Origin of the sequence: Roseibium sp. MMSF_3412 (assembly GCF_030733265.1) — a bacterium.
Lineage (GTDB): Bacteria > Pseudomonadota > Alphaproteobacteria > Rhizobiales > Stappiaceae > Roseibium.
Genome location: NZ_JASHJI010000004.1, coordinates 42,691 through 59,821 on the forward strand (window position 1 = coordinate 42,691; position 17,131 = coordinate 59,821).

General features: G+C 60.7%; 17 protein-coding genes. 11 read left to right on the plus strand and 6 right to left on the minus strand.

Features of this window, described 5'->3' with window-relative positions; all coding sequences use genetic code 11:
* Positions 1-34: 34 nt before the first annotated feature.
* Together RBB49_RS09095 and RBB49_RS09100 are read right to left on the minus strand one after the other, a co-directional pair.
* A complete protein-coding gene (locus RBB49_RS09095; RefSeq protein WP_306142433.1) occupies positions 35-574 on the minus strand; it encodes an amino acid synthesis family protein in 540 nt (179 codons plus the stop codon).
* Positions 571-1,749: a CynX/NimT family MFS transporter gene (locus tag RBB49_RS09100; RefSeq protein ID WP_306142434.1), complete on the minus strand. Its 1,179-nt coding sequence runs from the start codon at positions 1,747-1,749 to the stop codon at positions 571-573. The genes RBB49_RS09095 and RBB49_RS09100 overlap by 4 nt, the downstream gene beginning before the upstream one ends.
* A 280-nt stretch (positions 1,750-2,029) precedes the next feature.
* Here RBB49_RS09100 and RBB49_RS09105 point away from each other — a divergent pair, with 280 nt between their 5' ends.
* On the plus strand, positions 2,030-2,824 hold the full coding sequence (locus tag RBB49_RS09105; protein ID WP_306142435.1) for a LuxR C-terminal-related transcriptional regulator: 795 nt from the start codon (positions 2,030-2,032) through the stop codon (positions 2,822-2,824).
* A gap of 33 nt (positions 2,825-2,857) precedes the next feature.
* Here RBB49_RS09105 and uxuA read toward each other — a convergent pair whose 3' ends face one another.
* Positions 2,858-4,078 (minus strand): mannonate dehydratase, encoded by a 1,221-nt coding sequence (uxuA, locus tag RBB49_RS09110; protein ID WP_306142436.1) that lies wholly within the window; start codon positions 4,076-4,078, stop codon positions 2,858-2,860.
* A 128-nt stretch (positions 4,079-4,206) separates the two neighbouring features.
* On the opposite strand from uxuA, the gene RBB49_RS09115 reads away from it, so the two are divergent.
* From RBB49_RS09115 to RBB49_RS09145, 7 genes are all read left to right on the plus strand, one after another.
* Entirely contained in the window at positions 4,207-4,935 is a 729-nt protein-coding gene (locus RBB49_RS09115) for a GntR family transcriptional regulator (RefSeq protein WP_306142437.1), read from the plus strand.
* A 5-nt stretch (positions 4,936-4,940) separates the two neighbouring features.
* Positions 4,941-5,918, plus strand: a complete 978-nt coding sequence (locus RBB49_RS09120; RefSeq protein WP_306142438.1) for a TRAP transporter substrate-binding protein — start codon at positions 4,941-4,943, stop codon at positions 5,916-5,918.
* Between the two features lie 63 nt (positions 5,919-5,981).
* The gene (locus RBB49_RS09125) at positions 5,982-6,479 is read left to right on the plus strand and encodes a TRAP transporter small permease (RefSeq protein ID WP_306142439.1); all 498 of its coding nucleotides are present in this window, start codon (positions 5,982-5,984) and stop codon (positions 6,477-6,479) included.
* A gap of 2 nt (positions 6,480-6,481) precedes the next feature.
* Entirely contained in the window at positions 6,482-7,759 is a 1,278-nt protein-coding gene (locus RBB49_RS09130) for a TRAP transporter large permease (RefSeq protein WP_306142440.1), read from the plus strand.
* An 8-nt stretch (positions 7,760-7,767) separates the two neighbouring features.
* Positions 7,768-8,823 (plus strand): L-idonate 5-dehydrogenase, encoded by a 1,056-nt coding sequence (locus RBB49_RS09135; protein WP_306142441.1) that lies wholly within the window; start codon positions 7,768-7,770, stop codon positions 8,821-8,823.
* Between the two features lie 155 nt (positions 8,824-8,978).
* Complete coding sequence (locus RBB49_RS09140; protein ID WP_306142442.1) at positions 8,979-9,275, plus strand: hypothetical protein; 297 nt, start codon at positions 8,979-8,981, stop codon at positions 9,273-9,275.
* A gap of 192 nt (positions 9,276-9,467) precedes the next feature.
* Positions 9,468-10,865: an amidase gene (locus tag RBB49_RS09145; RefSeq protein WP_306142443.1), complete on the plus strand. Its 1,398-nt coding sequence runs from the start codon at positions 9,468-9,470 to the stop codon at positions 10,863-10,865.
* 2 nt (positions 10,866-10,867) lie between these two features.
* Here RBB49_RS09145 and RBB49_RS09150 read toward each other — a convergent pair whose 3' ends face one another.
* Positions 10,868-11,827: a hypothetical protein gene (locus RBB49_RS09150; protein WP_306142444.1), complete on the minus strand. Its 960-nt coding sequence runs from the start codon at positions 11,825-11,827 to the stop codon at positions 10,868-10,870.
* A 148-nt stretch (positions 11,828-11,975) separates the two neighbouring features.
* Here RBB49_RS09150 and RBB49_RS09155 point away from each other — a divergent pair, with 148 nt between their 5' ends.
* The 3 genes from RBB49_RS09155 to RBB49_RS09165 are packed head-to-tail and all read left to right on the plus strand — an operon-like array spanning position 11,976 to position 14,339.
* Positions 11,976-12,878, plus strand: coding sequence for a LysR substrate-binding domain-containing protein (locus RBB49_RS09155; RefSeq protein WP_306142445.1), 903 nt, complete (start codon positions 11,976-11,978; stop codon positions 12,876-12,878).
* Complete coding sequence (locus RBB49_RS09160) at positions 12,854-13,528, plus strand: phytanoyl-CoA dioxygenase family protein (RefSeq protein WP_306142446.1); 675 nt, start codon at positions 12,854-12,856, stop codon at positions 13,526-13,528. The genes RBB49_RS09155 and RBB49_RS09160 overlap by 25 nt, the downstream gene beginning before the upstream one ends.
* A gap of 7 nt (positions 13,529-13,535) precedes the next feature.
* Positions 13,536-14,339 carry a methyltransferase domain-containing protein gene (locus tag RBB49_RS09165; RefSeq protein ID WP_306142447.1) on the plus strand — a complete coding sequence of 268 codons (804 nt, stop codon included), beginning with the start codon at positions 13,536-13,538 and terminating at the stop codon, positions 14,337-14,339.
* A 243-nt stretch (positions 14,340-14,582) separates the two neighbouring features.
* Here the strand turns inward: RBB49_RS09165 and RBB49_RS09170 are convergent, their stop codons facing one another.
* Entirely contained in the window at positions 14,583-15,662 is a 1,080-nt protein-coding gene (locus RBB49_RS09170) for a hypothetical protein (protein WP_306142448.1), read from the minus strand.
* A 26-nt stretch (positions 15,663-15,688) separates the two neighbouring features.
* The gene (locus RBB49_RS09175; RefSeq protein WP_306142449.1) at positions 15,689-17,005 is read right to left on the minus strand and encodes a radical SAM protein; all 1,317 of its coding nucleotides are present in this window, start codon (positions 17,003-17,005) and stop codon (positions 15,689-15,691) included.
* Positions 17,006-17,131 lie beyond the last annotated feature (126 nt).

A 17,131-nucleotide genomic window follows, 5' to 3' on the forward strand; every position in this document is an offset into this window, starting at 1 on the left:
GAGCCGGCACCGGTCATCTGGCCGGTGCCGTTTTTTATCGGGGCCCGTCGCCGACGCGGGAGCGCGGTCGCGTGCCACTTGCGATGCCGACACACAGGACAATCTCGTTGGCACGCGGTGCGTCGGCGATGCCCACACTCAGCGTATCGATGTAGTTGAACGCCCAGGCCTCGTCCTTGTGGCCGAGAGGAAGATCTATGGTTCCTCCGAGCGCGGCCACCTTCACGTTGGATGGCATCAAAGCCTTGCCGCCACCGATGGCTGCACGAACGGGCTTGCCGAGCATGGGGTGCAGAAGGGCTGCGCCATGCTCGGCGGCTCCTTCAGAACCCACGATAGCAGCCTTGCCATAGCCGGTTGGCGGCCCATCCAAGCGATGCATGATCCTGCCGGCGAGCCGGTCTCCGAGAACCGCCCCCATCTCAAACAGCCCGGAAAGATCGTCAGCGTCAATTCCCGCGAATGGATTTTCAAGGACCGCAAGCGCCGCCATGCGAACCAGCGGATCGCAGGCAACACCAAATTCGTCGGTTTCAATGGTCTCCTCGACCAGCAGCGTCTTTCGAATTTTCACTTTCCGCCCTCCCTCGGTTCAGTTACCCGGCCGCTTACCCGCACAATCCGGAACATCAGCGCGACCGGGATGACGCATGCAAACAGGCCCATGCCCAGGACGAGCGATGCCCCGGCTGTGCCCGCCCTTTCGAATATCCAGCCGGCCAGGGGCGGACCGGCCGCCATGATTGCGTAGTAGACCGTAAAAAAGATGCCCATGCCAAAGGCGCGGCGCGCAGGAGCCACGGCTTCGCCTGAAAGGGCCATGATGACCCCGGCCGGTGCCATGCCGACCAGACCAAACAATAGACTTGCGGCAAGACCCGCCCCTGCAATACCAATCAGCCAGAGCGACGCGACAGCGCCCGTCATGCACATGATCAGGACGAGATCGCGATGATTGAACCGGTCGACAATCTGACCGCAAACCGCCCCCGAAAAGATCATGATCCAGCTGGCCACGCTTACCAGTGCCGCGGCTTGCAGAGGCGCATGTCCGAGTTCTTCCAGCATCTGCGGGGCAAAGGAGAGATAAACGACATACCCGGCATTGAACACGCCCCAGGCGGTTCCGGCGAGCAGGATCAACTGCCACTCCCGCGCGCTCAACCGATTCGAACTCCCGGCGGCCTGCGTTTTTCTTCCGTCCGGCGCGCGATAGAGTAGCAACACAGCGGCTGCCGCCACGGCGCAATAAAGTGAAGCGACCACGAAGGGCAGCCGCCAGTCCTGGAGACCGGCGAGCCAGGCATGTCCGACCTGGCCCATCGCAATGCCGAAGGGCCAACTCATGACGAGAATGCTCATCGCGGTAGAAATCTCGCGGCCTTCAAACCAGTCGGCGACCATTTTCGTGAAATAGAGCGTTGCAAGCAGAAAGCCCGCCCCCGCGACCAGCCTGCCGAAGCCGATCGTCACGGGACCCGGACCGAAGCCGCTCAGGAGTCCGCCCAGTGCCAGGGCGCTCAATCCGGCAAAGGCGAGAAAACGATCGGGAAAATACCGGCCCAATACGCCTGCCGGCAATGCCAGGAACAGGCCGGGAACCATGAACAGGCCAATCAGGAAACCAACTTCGGAGTAATCGATTCCGAACTCTGTGACGAGGTCGCCGCCAACGGAGGCAGCGGTCTGAAACTGAAAGCCGAGTGCAATTCGTGCAAAGAAGAGGAGAGCAAGCATCCGCCAGCGCATCACGCACACCGCAGGTTCTGTTCGCGGCGGTCATGCGCGGCAGAGCAGGTGCCCCGTTGAGCCTCGCATCGATCGGTTGAAGATTTGCATGCAGTCATGTGATCCCCCACGCAGACCTTAGGAAGAGACTGCGTTCCCGGGCATCATGCAGATGCAGTAATTTCCGCGTGTCCGTGCTGTATTTTCACGATCATCGTTCGGGATTGCGCTCGTTGCCAAGACACCGCAGGATGCACGCAAACAGCCTTGGGGGCGGAAGCGGGTGCAACCGGACACGATTTTGAGTGCGCGTGAACTGGAAATTGCCCAGAGCTATGCGGGCGGGCAGACCTATCACGGGATCGCGGAGCGCCTGCACATCGCGCCTTCGACCGTACGGACGCATCTCGCCACGATTTACCGCAAGCTGGAAGTGTCCTCCAAGCTGGAGCTTCGCGCCCGGCTTGAGGGCGATGGCGCACCGAACGGTTCCCGGACCGATCATGCAGCGGTCATCTCCGAACTGGCACTCAGCCTTGAGGAGGCGATCGGACGCGAAAGGGCATTGAGCGAAGTCCTGCGGATCATCAGCCGATCACGCGGTGACACCGAAGCCGTGATGGCGGCGATCCTGGGTCACGCTCTGGAGCTGTGCGACGCGGAGTTCGGGATCCTGTTCGAATATCACGGCGACCGGCAATTCTCGGCAAGGTTCACCCGCGGCATCCCGCAGAGCTTCCGCAGCTGGCTTGAGGCCCAGGATGTCTTTGCGGTTGGCAACGCAACCGGTCTGGGACGAATGGAAACGGCGCAGGATGTCGTCAACATCGTCGATGTCCGGGCAGAAGACCTTTACAAAACGGATGATCCGCTGCGCCATGCAACGGCCGACCTTGGCGGTGCACGTTCCTTTGTCGCAATCCCGATGTTGTCCGGTGACAGTCTGGTTGGTGCCTTTTCCATCTACCGGCAACAGGTCCGGCCGTTCAACGCACAGGCAACAGCCCTTGCTCACACTTTCGCGGACCAGAGTGTCATTGCGCTCGACAATGCCCGAATGATCAGCGAGTTGAGAACACTCGGCGGAAAAGCCTGAGGGACCGACCGAATTCGGCGCATAAGCAACGTGTCACTCCGCCGCTTCTTTCCGGGCGGCATATTCAAGTCCGGCAATGACGCCGCGCAATTCGGCGAGCCCTTTCAAGCGCCCGATTGCCGGGTAGCCGGGCTGGGCCCTGCGGGACAGATCGTCCAGAATGTCCTGTCCGTGATCCGGGCGGAAAGGGATCGAGCTATCGTCCCGGTCGCCTTGTCGGCGGCTTTCTTCCTCCGCGAGCACCGCTGAGATCAACGCCGGCATGTCGACGTCACCGCCAAGATGTTCCGATTCATGAAATGACCCGAACACCGCGTCGTGCTCCCGTGCGACATTGCGCAGATGCAGGAAATGCACGTGCGCGCCGAGACGCCGCATGATGCCGGGAAGGTCGTTGTCCGCCCGGGCACCGAGCGATCCGGAGCAAAGGGTGATGCCGTTTGCCGGCAAATCAACCGACGTCACCAGGCGCGTGTAATCGGCCTCTGTCGACATGATCCGGGGCAGTCCCAGAAGGCTGTAAGGCGGATCGTCCGGGTGACAGCAAAGGCGCAGGCCGAGCGACTGCGCATGCGGCACGACACTTTCCAGAAACGCCGCCTGGTGAGCACAGAGCGCGGCATGATCATACGGTTCATAAGCCGCCAGGTGCGCCCGGATGTCGTCGAGCGTCAGCTGATCGTTCCCACCCGGCAATCCGCAAATCACGTTGCTGACAAGCGCAGCCTTGAAGGTGTCGTCCGTTTCCGAGAAACGCCTGCGGGCAGCTTCCGCCACCTCCTCCGGAAAGTCGGACGCCGCGCCTTGCCGCTTGAGAAGAAAGAGGTCGAACATGGCGAAGTCGACAAGGTCAAATCGCATGCATGTCGCCCGGTTGGATACCTGGTAGGCCAGATCGGTCCGGGTCCAGTCAAGCAGGGGCATGAAGTTGTAGCAGATTGTCTCAAGACCGGCCTGCGCAAGGTTGGTCAGGCTGGATTTGTAGGCCTCGACATGATCGCGCCAATTGCCTGTCTGCCTCTTGATGTCCTCGGAAACAGGAAGGCTCTCAACGACGTCCCACTCCATGGGCTGCGGCAGATGGGCGGTCCGATTCCTGATCTCGGCCTGACGCCCGGCAATCTCTTCAGGCGACCAGACATCTCCCGGCGCTATGTGATGCAGGGCCGTCACGATCCCGCGCGCACCCGCCTGCGCAACGTCATCCAGTGCGACCTGATCAGCCGATCCGAACCATCTCCATGTTTCGCGCAAGCCGGTTCCCTCCTATACCGTTGGATGAACATGTAACGCATTTTTTGAATGCTTGGCAGCCACTTGTCAAATTATTGTTGACTAGTATGGCAGTATGGCAGATAACCAACCTGGGAGGACTTCTCGTGTTGAACGAAGTCGGAATCGATACGTGGCTTGACGAGACGCTTGCGATAGCACCGCAGGTGCGGCGCATCCTGCGCGAACGCATCGTCAAGAACGACCTCCCGCCGGGCAGCAAGCTGTCCGAGGCAGAGATCGCCAAAAGCTATGGCATCAGCCGGCAACCGGTTCGCGAAGCATTCATCAAACTGGCCGAGGAGGGATTGCTCCTGATCCGGCCGCAACGCAGCACGCTTGTCACCAAGATCGACTACCCGACCGTTCTGCAGTCACGGTTCGTTCGGGAAGCGGTCGAGGCCGACATCGTGCGATTGCTCGCCCAAAACCCGCAGCCGGCCCTGGTTAAGGAATTGCGGTCGCAATTGCGGCATCAGGCCAAGATCGGAAAGACGTCTTCAGCAGATTTCATCAACGAAGATGAGAAGTTTCACCGCACCCTTGCGGAGGCGGCTGGAAAAGACGTTGCCTGGCAATTCGTGGAAGGGTTGAAAAGCCAGATGGACCGGGTCCGGTTCCTCAGCTTCGAGCTCTTTCCATTTGCCACGCTGATCGATCAGCATAGTGCCATTGTCGATCAGATAGACGCGGGCAACCCGGATGCAGCCTCCCGGGCCATGCGCAAACATCTGAACGAGATCCTCAAGACTCTGCCCCAGATCATAGAGAGAAATCAGGTCTATTTCGATCGCTGCGAGGATCTGGCGATGGATGGATCATCATCCAAACGGGAGTGAGAGTCATGACGTTCAGATTTGGCAACTTTCTCGCCGCCTGCCTCGTGTCACAGCTGGTGACCGGTGCTGCGGTGGCACAGGACACCACATTTAAACTGGGCCACCTGGCGAATGAACAGAATGCCTGGCACAAGGCAGCGGTCAAATTCGGTGAAGAGCTCTCCACCCTGACCGATGGCCGGATTGCGGTTGAAGTCTATCCGAACGAATCGCTTGGCAAGGAAATCGACCTGATCAACGGCATGCAGCTCGGCACGGTCGACATGACGATCACCGGCGAAAGTCTCCAGAACTGGGCACCGATGGCCGCACTTCTGGCGGTGCCCTATGCCTATGCCTCGACAGAACACATGGACGAGGTCGCCTCGGGAGAGATCGGCGATCAGATCGAGGCGCAAATCATAGAGAAGGCTCAGATCCGCCCGATCGCCTATTTTGCGCGCGGTCCGCGCAACCTCACATCGAACCGGGCCATCGCGGCGCCCGATCAGCTTGAAGGGCTGAAGATGCGCGTGCCCAACGTCCCGCTTTTCGTGGACGTCTGGAAGTCCCTCGGTGCCGCACCGACGCCGATGGCCTTCTCGGAAGTGTTCACGAGCCTGCAGAACGGCACCATCGGGGCGCAGGAAAACCCGCTTGCCCTGATCCGGTCCGCCAATTTCAACGAAGTCCAGTCCCATGTGAACCTGACCCAGCACGTCCGGTCCTGGATCTACCTGACAATCGCCGAATCAACCTGGCAGGGCCTGAGCCCGGAAGACCAGGCACATGTTCTTGAAGCTGCAAAACGCGCCCAGGAGTTCGAGCGCGGCCTTCTTGAAACCAGCCTTGCCGAGGACCGTGCCTATCTGGAAGAAAACGGCATGACATTTGTCGAGGTTGACGGTGCGGCCTATGCGGCGGCGGCGAAAGACGCCGTTCTGGCCAACGTCAATGACGAGATCAAACCCATCGTGGAAAACCTCTTCAACAGCCAGAAGTAACTTCCTCCCCTAACTTGCCCGCCGTCCATCCCAGAAGGCGGCGGGCCCTTTCCGGGTCGTTTCATGAAGGTCATCTTGCAAATCTATCGCGGGCTCGAGCTTTTGTGCCGGGCAGGCGTTCTCATCGCCTTCATGGTGCTGATCATCGCCGTCCTTACCCAGGTTCTGGGCCGCGCGATCGGCGATTCTCCGGTCTGGACAGAGGAACTCACCCGGTTTGCCCTGATCTACATGACCGCGCTCGGTGTCGGACTTGGACTGATGAGCGGTGATCTCGTGAATGTCGATATTGTCTGCGACGCCCTGCCCGATCCGTGGCCGCGCATTTTGAACATTGCCGCGTCGCTGGCGACCGCCTTTCTCGCGGCCATTCTCCTGCCCGGAGCCTGGAAATACGTTCAAATCGGGTTTCTCCAGAAATCTCCGGCGATGGGCCTGCAAATGTCCTTCATCCATTTCAGCGTGTTTCTGCTGTTTCTTCTGCTTCTTGTTTTCGCCGTGATGCGCGCCGTTCTCACACTCCTGCACCTTGAACATTCACATTCGAAGCAGGAGGTCTGACCTTGGAAGTTTTCGTTCTCTTCGCCGTCTTCATCGGATCGCTCGTGATCGGTATTCCCGTTGCCATCGCCCTCGGACTGTCCTCGCTCAGCTATCTGCTCGTCTCGGGCATTCCGTTCGTGGTCGTGCCGCAGAAGGTCTACGCCGGTATCGATGTCTTTGTGCTCCTGAGCATTCCCGGCTTCATCCTGGCCGGGAACCTGATGAACAACGGCGGCATCACCGAACGGATCATCCGGTTCGCCAATGCGCTGGTCGGCTGGGTCCGGGGCGGCCTGGGGCTGACCAACATCGGTGCTTCCATGCTCTTCGGCGGTATAACCGGTACAGCGGTCGCGGACGCGGCGTCCATCGGCGGTGTCATGATCCCCGGCATGAAAAAGGCCGGCTACCCCGCTGACTTCTCGGCGGCCGTCACGGCAGCATCTTCCACGGTCGGGCCCATAATCCCCCCGAGTGTGCCGATGATCATCGTTGGCGCACTTAGTGGCATTTCCGTCGGCCAGATGTTCATGGCAGGGGCCGTTCCGGGCTTGCTGATGGGCCTCGCCATGATGATCACCTGTTATGTCATTGCGCGGCGGAACAACTTTCCGCGGGAACCCTGGCGGGGCACCGGCGAACTTTTCCGTGCCTTCGCCAGTGCCTTCTGGGCAATCGCGATGACAGGCATCATCATCTACGGCCTTCTGAGCGGTATCGCCACGCCGACGGAGACCGCGGTTGTCGCGAGCGTCTACGCCTTTGTTGTCGGCGCATTTGTCTACCGCGAACTTCCGCTGAAAAAAGTCCCGAAGATCATCGCGGACAGCGCCGTTTCGGCCGCCTCGATCCTGGCGCTGGTCGGTCTGGCCAATGTGTTCGGCTGGATCCTCGTCTCGGAGCGGATACCGCAGGCAATCGCAGGGACCGTGCTTTCGATCACCGACAATCCCATTCTCGTCGTGCTGATCGTCAACCTGCTCTTGCTCTTTGTCGGCATGTTCATGGAGACGATTGCCGCACTGATCATCCTGTTTGTTCCACTCCTGTCGCTTGCGCAGGCCGTCGGCATCGAACCACTTCATTTTGCGACCTTCGCCGTCTTGAACCTGATGATCGGACTGACAACGCCTCCGGTCGGAGTGTGCCTGTTCGTCTGCGCCGGCATTGCCAGGTTGCCACTGTCGCCGGTGGTCAGGGCCATCCTGCCCTTTCTCCTGAGCAACATCATCGTCCTGCTGCTGGTGTCCTTCGTCCCGGCGCTGGCAACCTGGCTGCCAAATCTCATTTTCGGATAGGACCCGCCATGACATCCCGTGCCTGCGTCCTGCATGGTGTCCGTGACCTGAGGCTCGAAACCCAACCAGAGCAGCCGACCGGACCCGGCGACGTGAAAATCGCCATCTTGGCCGGCGGCATCTGCGGCTCCGACCTTCATTACTTCGATCACGGCGGCTTCGGCCCGGTGCGCGTCAGGGAGCCAATCGCGATGGGGCACGAAGCTGCAGGCCGCGTCGTTGAAACCGGCAACGATGTCGAAACCGTGCAAACCGGCGACCTTGTCGCGATCAATCCGAGCCAGCCCTGCGGTCATTGCCTTTACTGCAAGGCAGGCCAAGAAATGCATTGCCTGGAAATGCGGTTCATGGGGTCCGCCTACCGGTTGCCTCACGAACAGGGCCTCTTCCGCGAACGGGTCGTGGTTCCCGCAAGACAGGTCCACCGTTTCAACCGGACTGTTCCCGTTCGCGCTGCCGCATGTGCCGAGCCGCTCGCCGTCTGCCTGCATGCGCGCGCGCAGGCGTCTGATCTCAAGGGAAAACGTGTTCTTGTGACGGGGGCCGGACCGATCGGTGCCCTGTGTGTTGCTGTCGCCAGGGACGCCGGGGCAGGCGAAATCGTCGCAACGGATCTGCAGGCGGTGCCGCTCAGCATCGCCAGGCAAATGGGCGCGGACAAGACCGTCAACCTGGCGGAGGAACAAGACGGGCTCGACGCATACAAGGCGGACAAGGGGCAGTTCGACGTCGTGTTTGAATGCTCGGCGGCGGCTTCGGCAATCCGGGATGCACTGACCTGTCTCAGGCCGCGCGGGACGCTGGTTGCCGTCGGTGTCGCCGGAGATACGCCGATGCCGCTCAACCTGATCGTGAGCAAGGAAATCGCCTTCAGGGGTACACACCGGTTTCACGCGGAGTTCGCTGACGCTGTCGAGGCGATCAACAGCGGCAGCATTGATGTGACACCGATCATCAGCCCTTCTTTCCCGATCGAAATGGCGCGGGATGCGTTCGAGCAGGCCGGAGACCGCGCACATACCATGAAGGTGCACATTCTTTTCAACGGGTTTTCAGGCCCCTGATCACATTCCCTGCGGTTAACGCGCCCGGGATTTCAGCCGGTGACCCTGCCGGCCACTGGCAAGTTTCCGGAGATGACTTGCAACGCGCCGTGCCTATACTCTGTTGCGCTCAGCATTGGCGTGAGCCCACGACGGTTTTTTGGGGGGGAGTGAAAATGACCACGGTGATCACAACGCAGCGGGACTTCCTGGAACATGTGGCCGGCAGACGTCTGGTTCTGGAGGACAGCTGGGTCATCATAACGCCTCAAGGCGGCGTTGAAGGCGTCGGACCGGACCGGAAACCCATCACCGGGACCTGGTCCTGGAGCGAAACTTACTATTGCCGATCGATCTTCTACGACGGCAAGAACCTTCCCGAGGACTTCCAGACGGTCACCGTCGATGGGGACAAGGTGTCGTTTGTGCACGACCGGGGACAGGGCGAGACCGTGACCTGGACGATCACCTGACGATCGTCGCTGCTCAGGTCGCTGCGAACGTGGTTGTGCGCTGTACCAAAGAAACACCCCGGATTTCCTGAGACAAAACGCCGTCTCCTTCGCGCATTTGCGGTTCTCGTAAGCCGGTCAGTGATTTGGACCTTCCCCGGTTGCTGAAAACGGCTACCATCGACTTTCAACGAACAGCAAAGGTGATGGCGAATGAACGACGGGATTCACAATTTGGATCAGGCAGATCCTCTTTGCCGGATGGGTGCAGCCGAACTTGCAGATGCCTATCGCTCCGGCAGTGTCTCGCCGGTCGATGTCGCCCGGGCCTGCCTGGCGCGCGCGGAACAGATCGATCCTGTCTTCAATGCCTTCACTTTCCTGGACCACGAGGGCGCGCTTGAGGCCGCGAAAGCATCCGAAGCCCGGTGGGCCGGGGGCGCGCCCCTGTCTGCGGTCGATGGCGTTCCGGCGACCATCAAGGACATCGTCTGGGTAAAAGGCTGGCCCGCCCGATTCGGCAGTCTTGTCACCGGCGATGAACCGCTCGCGGAAGATGCACCCAGCGTGCGGCTGATGCGGGCCGCAGGAATTGTCTTTCTCGGACAGACGACGACGCCGGAGTTCGGCTGGAAGGCGGTGACGGACAGCAACGCCTTCGGGATCACCCGCAACCCGCACAATCCGGACATGACCTCCGGAGGGTCTTCGGGCGGCGCCGCGATTGCAGCAGCGCTCGGTGCGGGCGTCTTTCACTTGGGCAGTGACGGTGGCGGATCGATCCGGATCCCCTCCTCCTTCTGCGGCATCACGGGTATCAAGCCAACCTTCACCCGCGTGCCCGCCTACCCGGCAAGTGCGTTTGGAACCGTTGCCCATATCGGCCCGATGTGCCGCAACGCGCGCGATACATCCGTCATGCTGACGGCCATGAGCGGACGGGACCGGCGTGACTGGAACCAGGGCGAGGGCAATCTCGCCCCGCTCGAAGATCTGACCAGCACCATCAGGGGCAGCCGGATCGGCTACTGGACAGTTCCGCCTGCAGGCAAGGTCGACGCTGAAGTCGCAGCGCTTGTCGACAGTCAGATGAACAAGCTGGAAGCGGCGGGTGCCAGTGTCGAACCGTTCGAACTTCCCGCCACGGACCTGCTCGAAACGTTCCACATACACTGGTTTTCAGGTGCCGCCGCGCGCCTTGCGCCCTATGGACCGGCAGAGCGCGAGAAGATCGATCCGGGTCTTCTGGAAATTGCAGAGAAGGGTGCTGCGTACGACGCCAGGACACTTGTTGCCGCACAAGTGGCGCGGGCGGAATTCGGTGCCAAAATGGATATGGCGCTTGCCGATTTTGATTTCATTCTGTCGCCGGCGGTGACGATACCCGCATTCGGAGCGGGACTTGAGGTTCCGGCAGGATCGGGCCTTGAGCGGTGGACGGAATGGGCAAGTTTCAGCTTTCCGATCAACCTGACGCAGCAGCCCGCGGGTGTTGTGCCGGGCGGCAAGACCGCCGACGGCCTGCCCGTCGGCCTCCAGATTGTCGGCGCACGCGGCCAGGACGCCAAAGTCTTGTCGTTCATGGACGCGATTGAGGGGATAGCGGGCTGAAGCTAGGACACGGTCCGGGAACATTCGGTGCGCGTGTGGGTGGATTGCAACACGGATCCGTAAACCGCCATGAGTGCGCCGGCCATATAAACGATCAGTCCGGTCAAGGTCGCTGCGGAATAGTCAACGCGTCCTTCCAGCAGCTGCATCGAGAACACCATCACCGGACCCAGCGCGGTCATGGCCGCTATGGTTGAGGTTTGCAGCAACGGGATCGCCTTTTGAACCAGGTAGAGGGGAAACGCGATCACCCCCAAACCAACCAAAATCACCACCACAAGATCGGAAAGCCGCGTCTGAATGCCCTTGTCATCAAGACCCAGCGTGTATGCGGCCAGCGCAAGGAAAGTATAGAGTATGAAACGCAGGCCGAATTGCGCCAGCGGACCAACACCCTTTCTGTTGAGCCGCGCCGACAGTAGAATGACAAACGCCGTACACAGGCCGGACACTGCGGCGAGAAGCACACCGGCGATGCCGGCCAGCCAGCCGCCGCGCACAAACCCCGAATAGCCGAGAACCGTCACCGCGCCCAGAAACAGCAAGGCCAGGAAGATCAGGGCGTTGCCGATGATATCCGGCTTCTGGCGTGTGGACCCGGCTTCGGGCAAACCGCACCAGGCAGCCATGACAGTCCCAAGGGGCACCATGCCCGAAAAGACCGTGAAGACAATGGCCGGTTCGATGAGCTGAATTGCCAGCAGGTAGGTGCACCAGGTGATTGCCGCAAAGACATTGAGAGCGGCCAGAATTTTCCAGGACCTGAAAGAAGCGACGAGTTCTGCCATGCGAAACACTGCGGTAATGAGCGTGCAGACAAAAACAGAGATGCCGAAGACGCAGGCACCAACCAGAAAAGAATCCGCATTCTGGAAAACCGACCCCAGGTAGACGGCCTGAAACGCCTCCAGTGTCACGAAGACAAGACAAAAAAACAGCCCAAGTTTAGAAACCGATGCCACGTGCAACTCCAGTTGGTCACCAGTGACACTCAACCAAGATCTTTGCAGACTGCCGAAGCGCTTGACGGTGCCCCTTTGCAGTTTGCAAAAATCATGATTTAAACTCAGAAAAAAGCGAATTTCTCTCGTTTTTACATGAGCTGAGGTTATGAAAAACAAACCCCGTTCACTGCCGCCACTCTCCCGCCTCAAACCATTTGAGGCCGCGGCCCGGCTTGAAAGTTTCTCGCGCGCGGCTGCGGAGCTCGGCATGACGCAAACCGCCGTCAGCAAGCAGATCGCGCTGCTGGAACAGGACCTCGGCGTGGTGTTGTTTGATCGTCGGAATCGCGCTGTTTTTCTTACAAATGAAGGGCGCCGTCTTGGCCAGGTCGTCGGAACGGCGCTGTCGGACATCGCCGAGGAAATGGCGTTGCTTCAGGGCTATGGGCGGCCTGAAGAACTGGTGTTGCATTGCCAGCTTTGCGAAGCCTTCTACTGGTTGATGCCACGGCTTTCCGGATTTCAGGAACGGCACCCGGGTGTCGAGCTGCGCATTGTCAGTTCGCTAAATCCGATCACGGAGGCAAAGGAACACTTCGATGCGGCCATGCAAACGTCAGGGCGTCCTTCCGGCGCGGCAAAACTGGCCTTTACCGCGTCGGATGACATCTTCCCGGTTTGTGCTCCTTCCCTGTTGCCGGCACATGATCTCAAACTGAAACCGGCCGAACTCGAGTCCTACCCGCTGCTGGCTCACCGGGTGGTACCCCAGGACTGGATGGACTGGTCGGACTGGTTCAACGCCATCGGATCGGCTGCCCCAAAGCGCCCTCGTCTGCTCCACTTTGACAGCTATCCGCTCGCACTTCAGGCCGCCGCCTCTGGACAGGGGATTGCGCTCGGCTGGAGACGCACGACTCAGATCATGATCGAGGAAAACAAGCTCATCCGGCCCTGCGCGGAGTTCGTGTCGCGTCCAACGGAAATTTCCGTCTATCGTGGTACCGCGCGTGCATTGCATCCAGATACGGATAAACTGTTGGCATGGCTGTCGACCGAGCTTGCCTGAACAATAGCCAAAGTGTCGACCCGGACCACAAGTGTCCGCGGTTGCTCCGGGACGTGCTTGACCGGGATCTTGTGACGGCGCTTGCCGGAAGGGTGCTGGACGCGGCGATTGCGCGCGGCTGGATCGATCGGGACGGTCGCGCCGCAGCTCACATGCGCACGCGCAGGCTTGAGACCGGCGATCCCGGCTACGTGTCCTTTCTTGCCGAGGTGCTGGCGCTTGACGAAGTCGCCGCACTCCGGTCCGATCCGGTGCTGACCGAGGCATTGAAACGCGCCAGCGGCCGGCGCCTGAAGCCGCTCGCAGCCGACGTCTGCCGGATTACCTTTCCCGGTGAAGCGTGTGGCACGGCGCCGCATCAGGACGCATGGTACTGCCGCGCACCAGGTCTTTGGATCGCATGGCTGCCCCTCGTCGATTGCCCGAGTCAGCTTGGGGCACTTGAAGTCGCCGAGCGGGAAACGGACCTTCTGTCTCACGATGAATCCGGGCTGGCAGATGACACGCCGGTGACCTGGAAAGCCGTCCCCTGCGCACCGGGCGATGTTCTGCTGTTTTCAGGCCTGACCCCTCACAGGAGCCTGCCCAATCGCAGCGCCGACCGCCCCAGGCTGTCGATCGACCTTCGCTTCGGCCTCGCCCAGGGATGAGAACCGGATGAGCCTTCTCCTGTGGAACCATCCCGTGACTGCGGAACGTTATCGCCTCTTTACTGAACGCCACGACCGGTACAGGGTTGTGGCTGCGGCACTGGCAGAGGCAGCCGCCGTTGCGCCCGGGCACAAGGTCCTGGATATTGCCGCAGGGGTTGGCTGCACCGCTCTGGCCTGCCTGCAACGGCTGGGAGAGAACGACACGGTTGCCGCCGCAGAGGCTGCGGATGCCATGCGGCAGGAAGGCGAGCGCCGGACCCGAGGGCGAACGGTCAACTGGTACGCCGCGCCTCCACAAGGACAGACATACGACCGGGTGATCTGCGGTGCCGCCCTGTGGGCACTTGGACCGGCCGGCGAGGTGATCGGGCAGATGTCGCACCATGTTGCACCGAAGGGCGCCCTGGCGGTTTCGCTGCCCGCCGCCTATCTGGGCGAAGCCGATGCGCCAGGCGGTGGCCCTGATCCCCATCTCACGTCACTGCCTGAGGCACTGAAGGCGCTGAACCTTGGAAAGCCGCCTGGCACTGCACAGCCCCTCTTGAGCGAAACAGGCCTGAGACAGGCATTCGCAGACCACGGGTTCGTCATGTCGCGGTCAAGCATTCGTCTCCGGCTGACACAGGATGCTTACTGTCACTGGCTGGCGCTGCCGCCGGTGAACGACACGCTCCTTGGGCAGGTCCCGCCGGAGGACCGGCCAGAGCTTGTTTACAGATGCGCGGAGGATCTGGACATGTCCTCCTGGCGCTGGGAAAGCTGGGCCCTGTGCGTCGGTACCCGGCTTAGGGTACGGTCCCATAAATGAAGCCGACTTGGCGGTAGAAATGGCAAAATCTCGCGAGGAAGCGTGAGTAGAGCGGGCTTTATGCCCGGTCAAGCGCGGTGACGCTGCGAGATACAGCCATTTTGCCGTCCTTCGGATTTGGCCGTTTTGGCCATCTGCCACGTCGTGAAAGGCTTGAAAATGAACCACATTTCCTGCGCTTTCACTTCTCGCAGTTGGTCAAAACGATCCAAACCAAATTGACTTCAATTGTGAGTCCGTACCCTAGATAATGATCGGATTCATCGGCGGCGCCGTCATCAGATGTCCGGGTGCGGCAATGTTGGTCCCCCCGACCACAGGCCCGACCGGAACATAAGGCGGCGCGAACGTGGGCACCGGGCCATAGCCGAGAACGTTCATGACTTGTGCCGAACCGAGCCAGGTTGAGGCCCCCAGCGCCAGCCCGGCGGCAACGCGGTTGATGAAAGCCGTCTCCGAACTCAAGTTGGCCGGCAGCGCCTGGCGGATCGCATCGGCCACTTCCGAAGCCACAATGAGCCTGGCTACCCGGTTCGAAACGCAACTGATGAGGGGCATTGGAACATTGGGCATGGGAGGAGCGTTCGGACCCGGAAAGGCGGCGAAGGCCGGATACCAGGGCAAGCCCGGAACAGTCACCCCGTCCTGCCACAGGAAAAAGTTATCGGAGAAGCCTTCTGCGATCCCGTTGGCCATGTCCCGCGCAAGGCCGGACAGCGACTGAACTTTTGGATGGATGCGGATATGCGACTCCAGCTCAGGACCGTCGAGACAGCCCGGTGCGCCGATGGCGCTCACCGCCATGATCTTCAGGTCGGAGAAATGTGCGCTGAGCTTCCACATATCGACCGCATATTTGACCGCAGGCTTGATCGCGTCGATGACCGCAGCTTGGTCCGCCGAGGTGAAAGATGCCGTCGGCGCCGCGCCGCCGCCTCCCGAAGAGCCGGAGGCAATGGAGGACATCTGTTCGACCATCATCGTGGCCTGGGCTTGTGCCGCACCAGTGCCGGCATTGCCGATTTTCGCAAGATTGCCGGCAGCGCCGCTGATACCTTCGCTGACCATTTGCGCGGTATTGGTGGCGCTCTGCCCGACCTTGTTCGCCGCTTTCGCCCCGACCTCACCAGCATGGTTTGCGGTCTTTTGGACGGCTCCGGACGCTTTCTGCGCGGCACCTGTCGCCATATCGGTCACCTTCTTGGCCGCACTCGACACCGTGTCGGCTTGCCGGGTGGCCTGTTTGGCCACCGACTTGGCGGCCTGACCGGCAAATTCCGTTGCATGTTTTGAAATTCTGTTACGACGCAGACTGGGAATCATTGTTCAAGTCTCCTTAAAGAAATCTCTTAGCCGCTTTTGACATTCCGGCTCGCCCAGACGGCATTGTGAGAGGCCTTCCAACGGACCAGTTCGGCGATCTCAGCCTTCATGCGCGGCCCATAGTTGAAAAAATTCTTTTCGAGGGCCGGATCCCGCCCAAGATCGGGTCCGGGGGCATCCGGTATCCGCTCGCGATCAAGCCACCAGCGCGAAAATCCGTATTCGGCGTGGTAGCGGTCGTAGATCGCCGTGCCGGGAAACGGCACAAGCACACCGAAATTGTTGAAGAAATCCGTGATCAGCGCCAGTTGCATCATCAGCGCGCGGGTATTGGCGAGTTCCTCCGGGCCCTCTTCGGGAAAACCGAACATGAAGTTGACGATCGTCATCATCCCGGCAGCCTTGGCGGCCTCTATCGCCGCGACAACGCGTTCGGGCGTCTGCCCCTTCCTGATCGCGCGCAGGACACCCTTGTCACCACTCTCGATACCGAAATTGATGGCGACGCATCCCGCGCGGCGCATGCGCTCCAGATCTCGGGGAAGCACCATGTTGCCGGGCGTGATACAGGTCCAGGTCAGGCCTCCAAGATCCGGCTCCGCGAGGATGGCATCACACAAGGCTTCAAGCCGCGGCCGCCGGGCGGTAAAGGCGTCATCCCAGAAGGGAACGTGGTCAAGACCGAACGTCCGCCGAAGCGTGACCAGCTCGGCAACAACATTTTCCGGGCTTCGCCAGCGATAAGCGCGGCCCGTGACGTAATTTGCGCAGAAGGTGCAGCGCGCGGGGCATCCCCGGCTGGTGACAATGCCGCCCGCCACGGCATCCCGGGTTGCGGTGCCCGCGGCGCTGTGAGGAAAAGGCAATTCATCCAGATTATCGATGGCGCTGTAGGGCGGCCCTTGCCCGGTCCGCGTGTGAAGACCCGGGATGTCGTCGAAGCTGCCGCCGTCTTCAAGCACCTCGGCAACGGCGACGAGCGCATGCTCGCCCTCTCCGCTCAGCGACAGATCAAAGCCGTGCGACAAGGGCTCTTCCGGCAACACGGTCGGGTGCGGTCCGCCTGCAATCAATACCGCGCCGCGCTCCGGTACCGTTTCTGCCAGGCGGTAGCCGGCAAGCGCGTTGTAGGTAAACAGTGTCATTCCGACGAGAGCGGGACGGAAACTGCGGATTTCTTCCACAAACCTGGTCCGGGCTACCGTCTCCCTGACATTTGCAAGGTCCAGGCAACGCACTTCATGCCCGGCCGAAAGCAGAGCTGCCGCAACATACTGCTGGCCGAGATAGGGTGCGTTCATCGGTTGTGGCAGCGGAGGCAGAACCAACAGTGCCCGGACCATGCCAAAGACCTCCAGATTCAATAACGGATGTCTGGAACCTGCGTTTCATTTGGCGGCACTAGCTTACGTTAAGTCAAGTGTTTTGCTGCGGCGGTTTGAACACCGGAAAACCAAAGCGGCAAACAA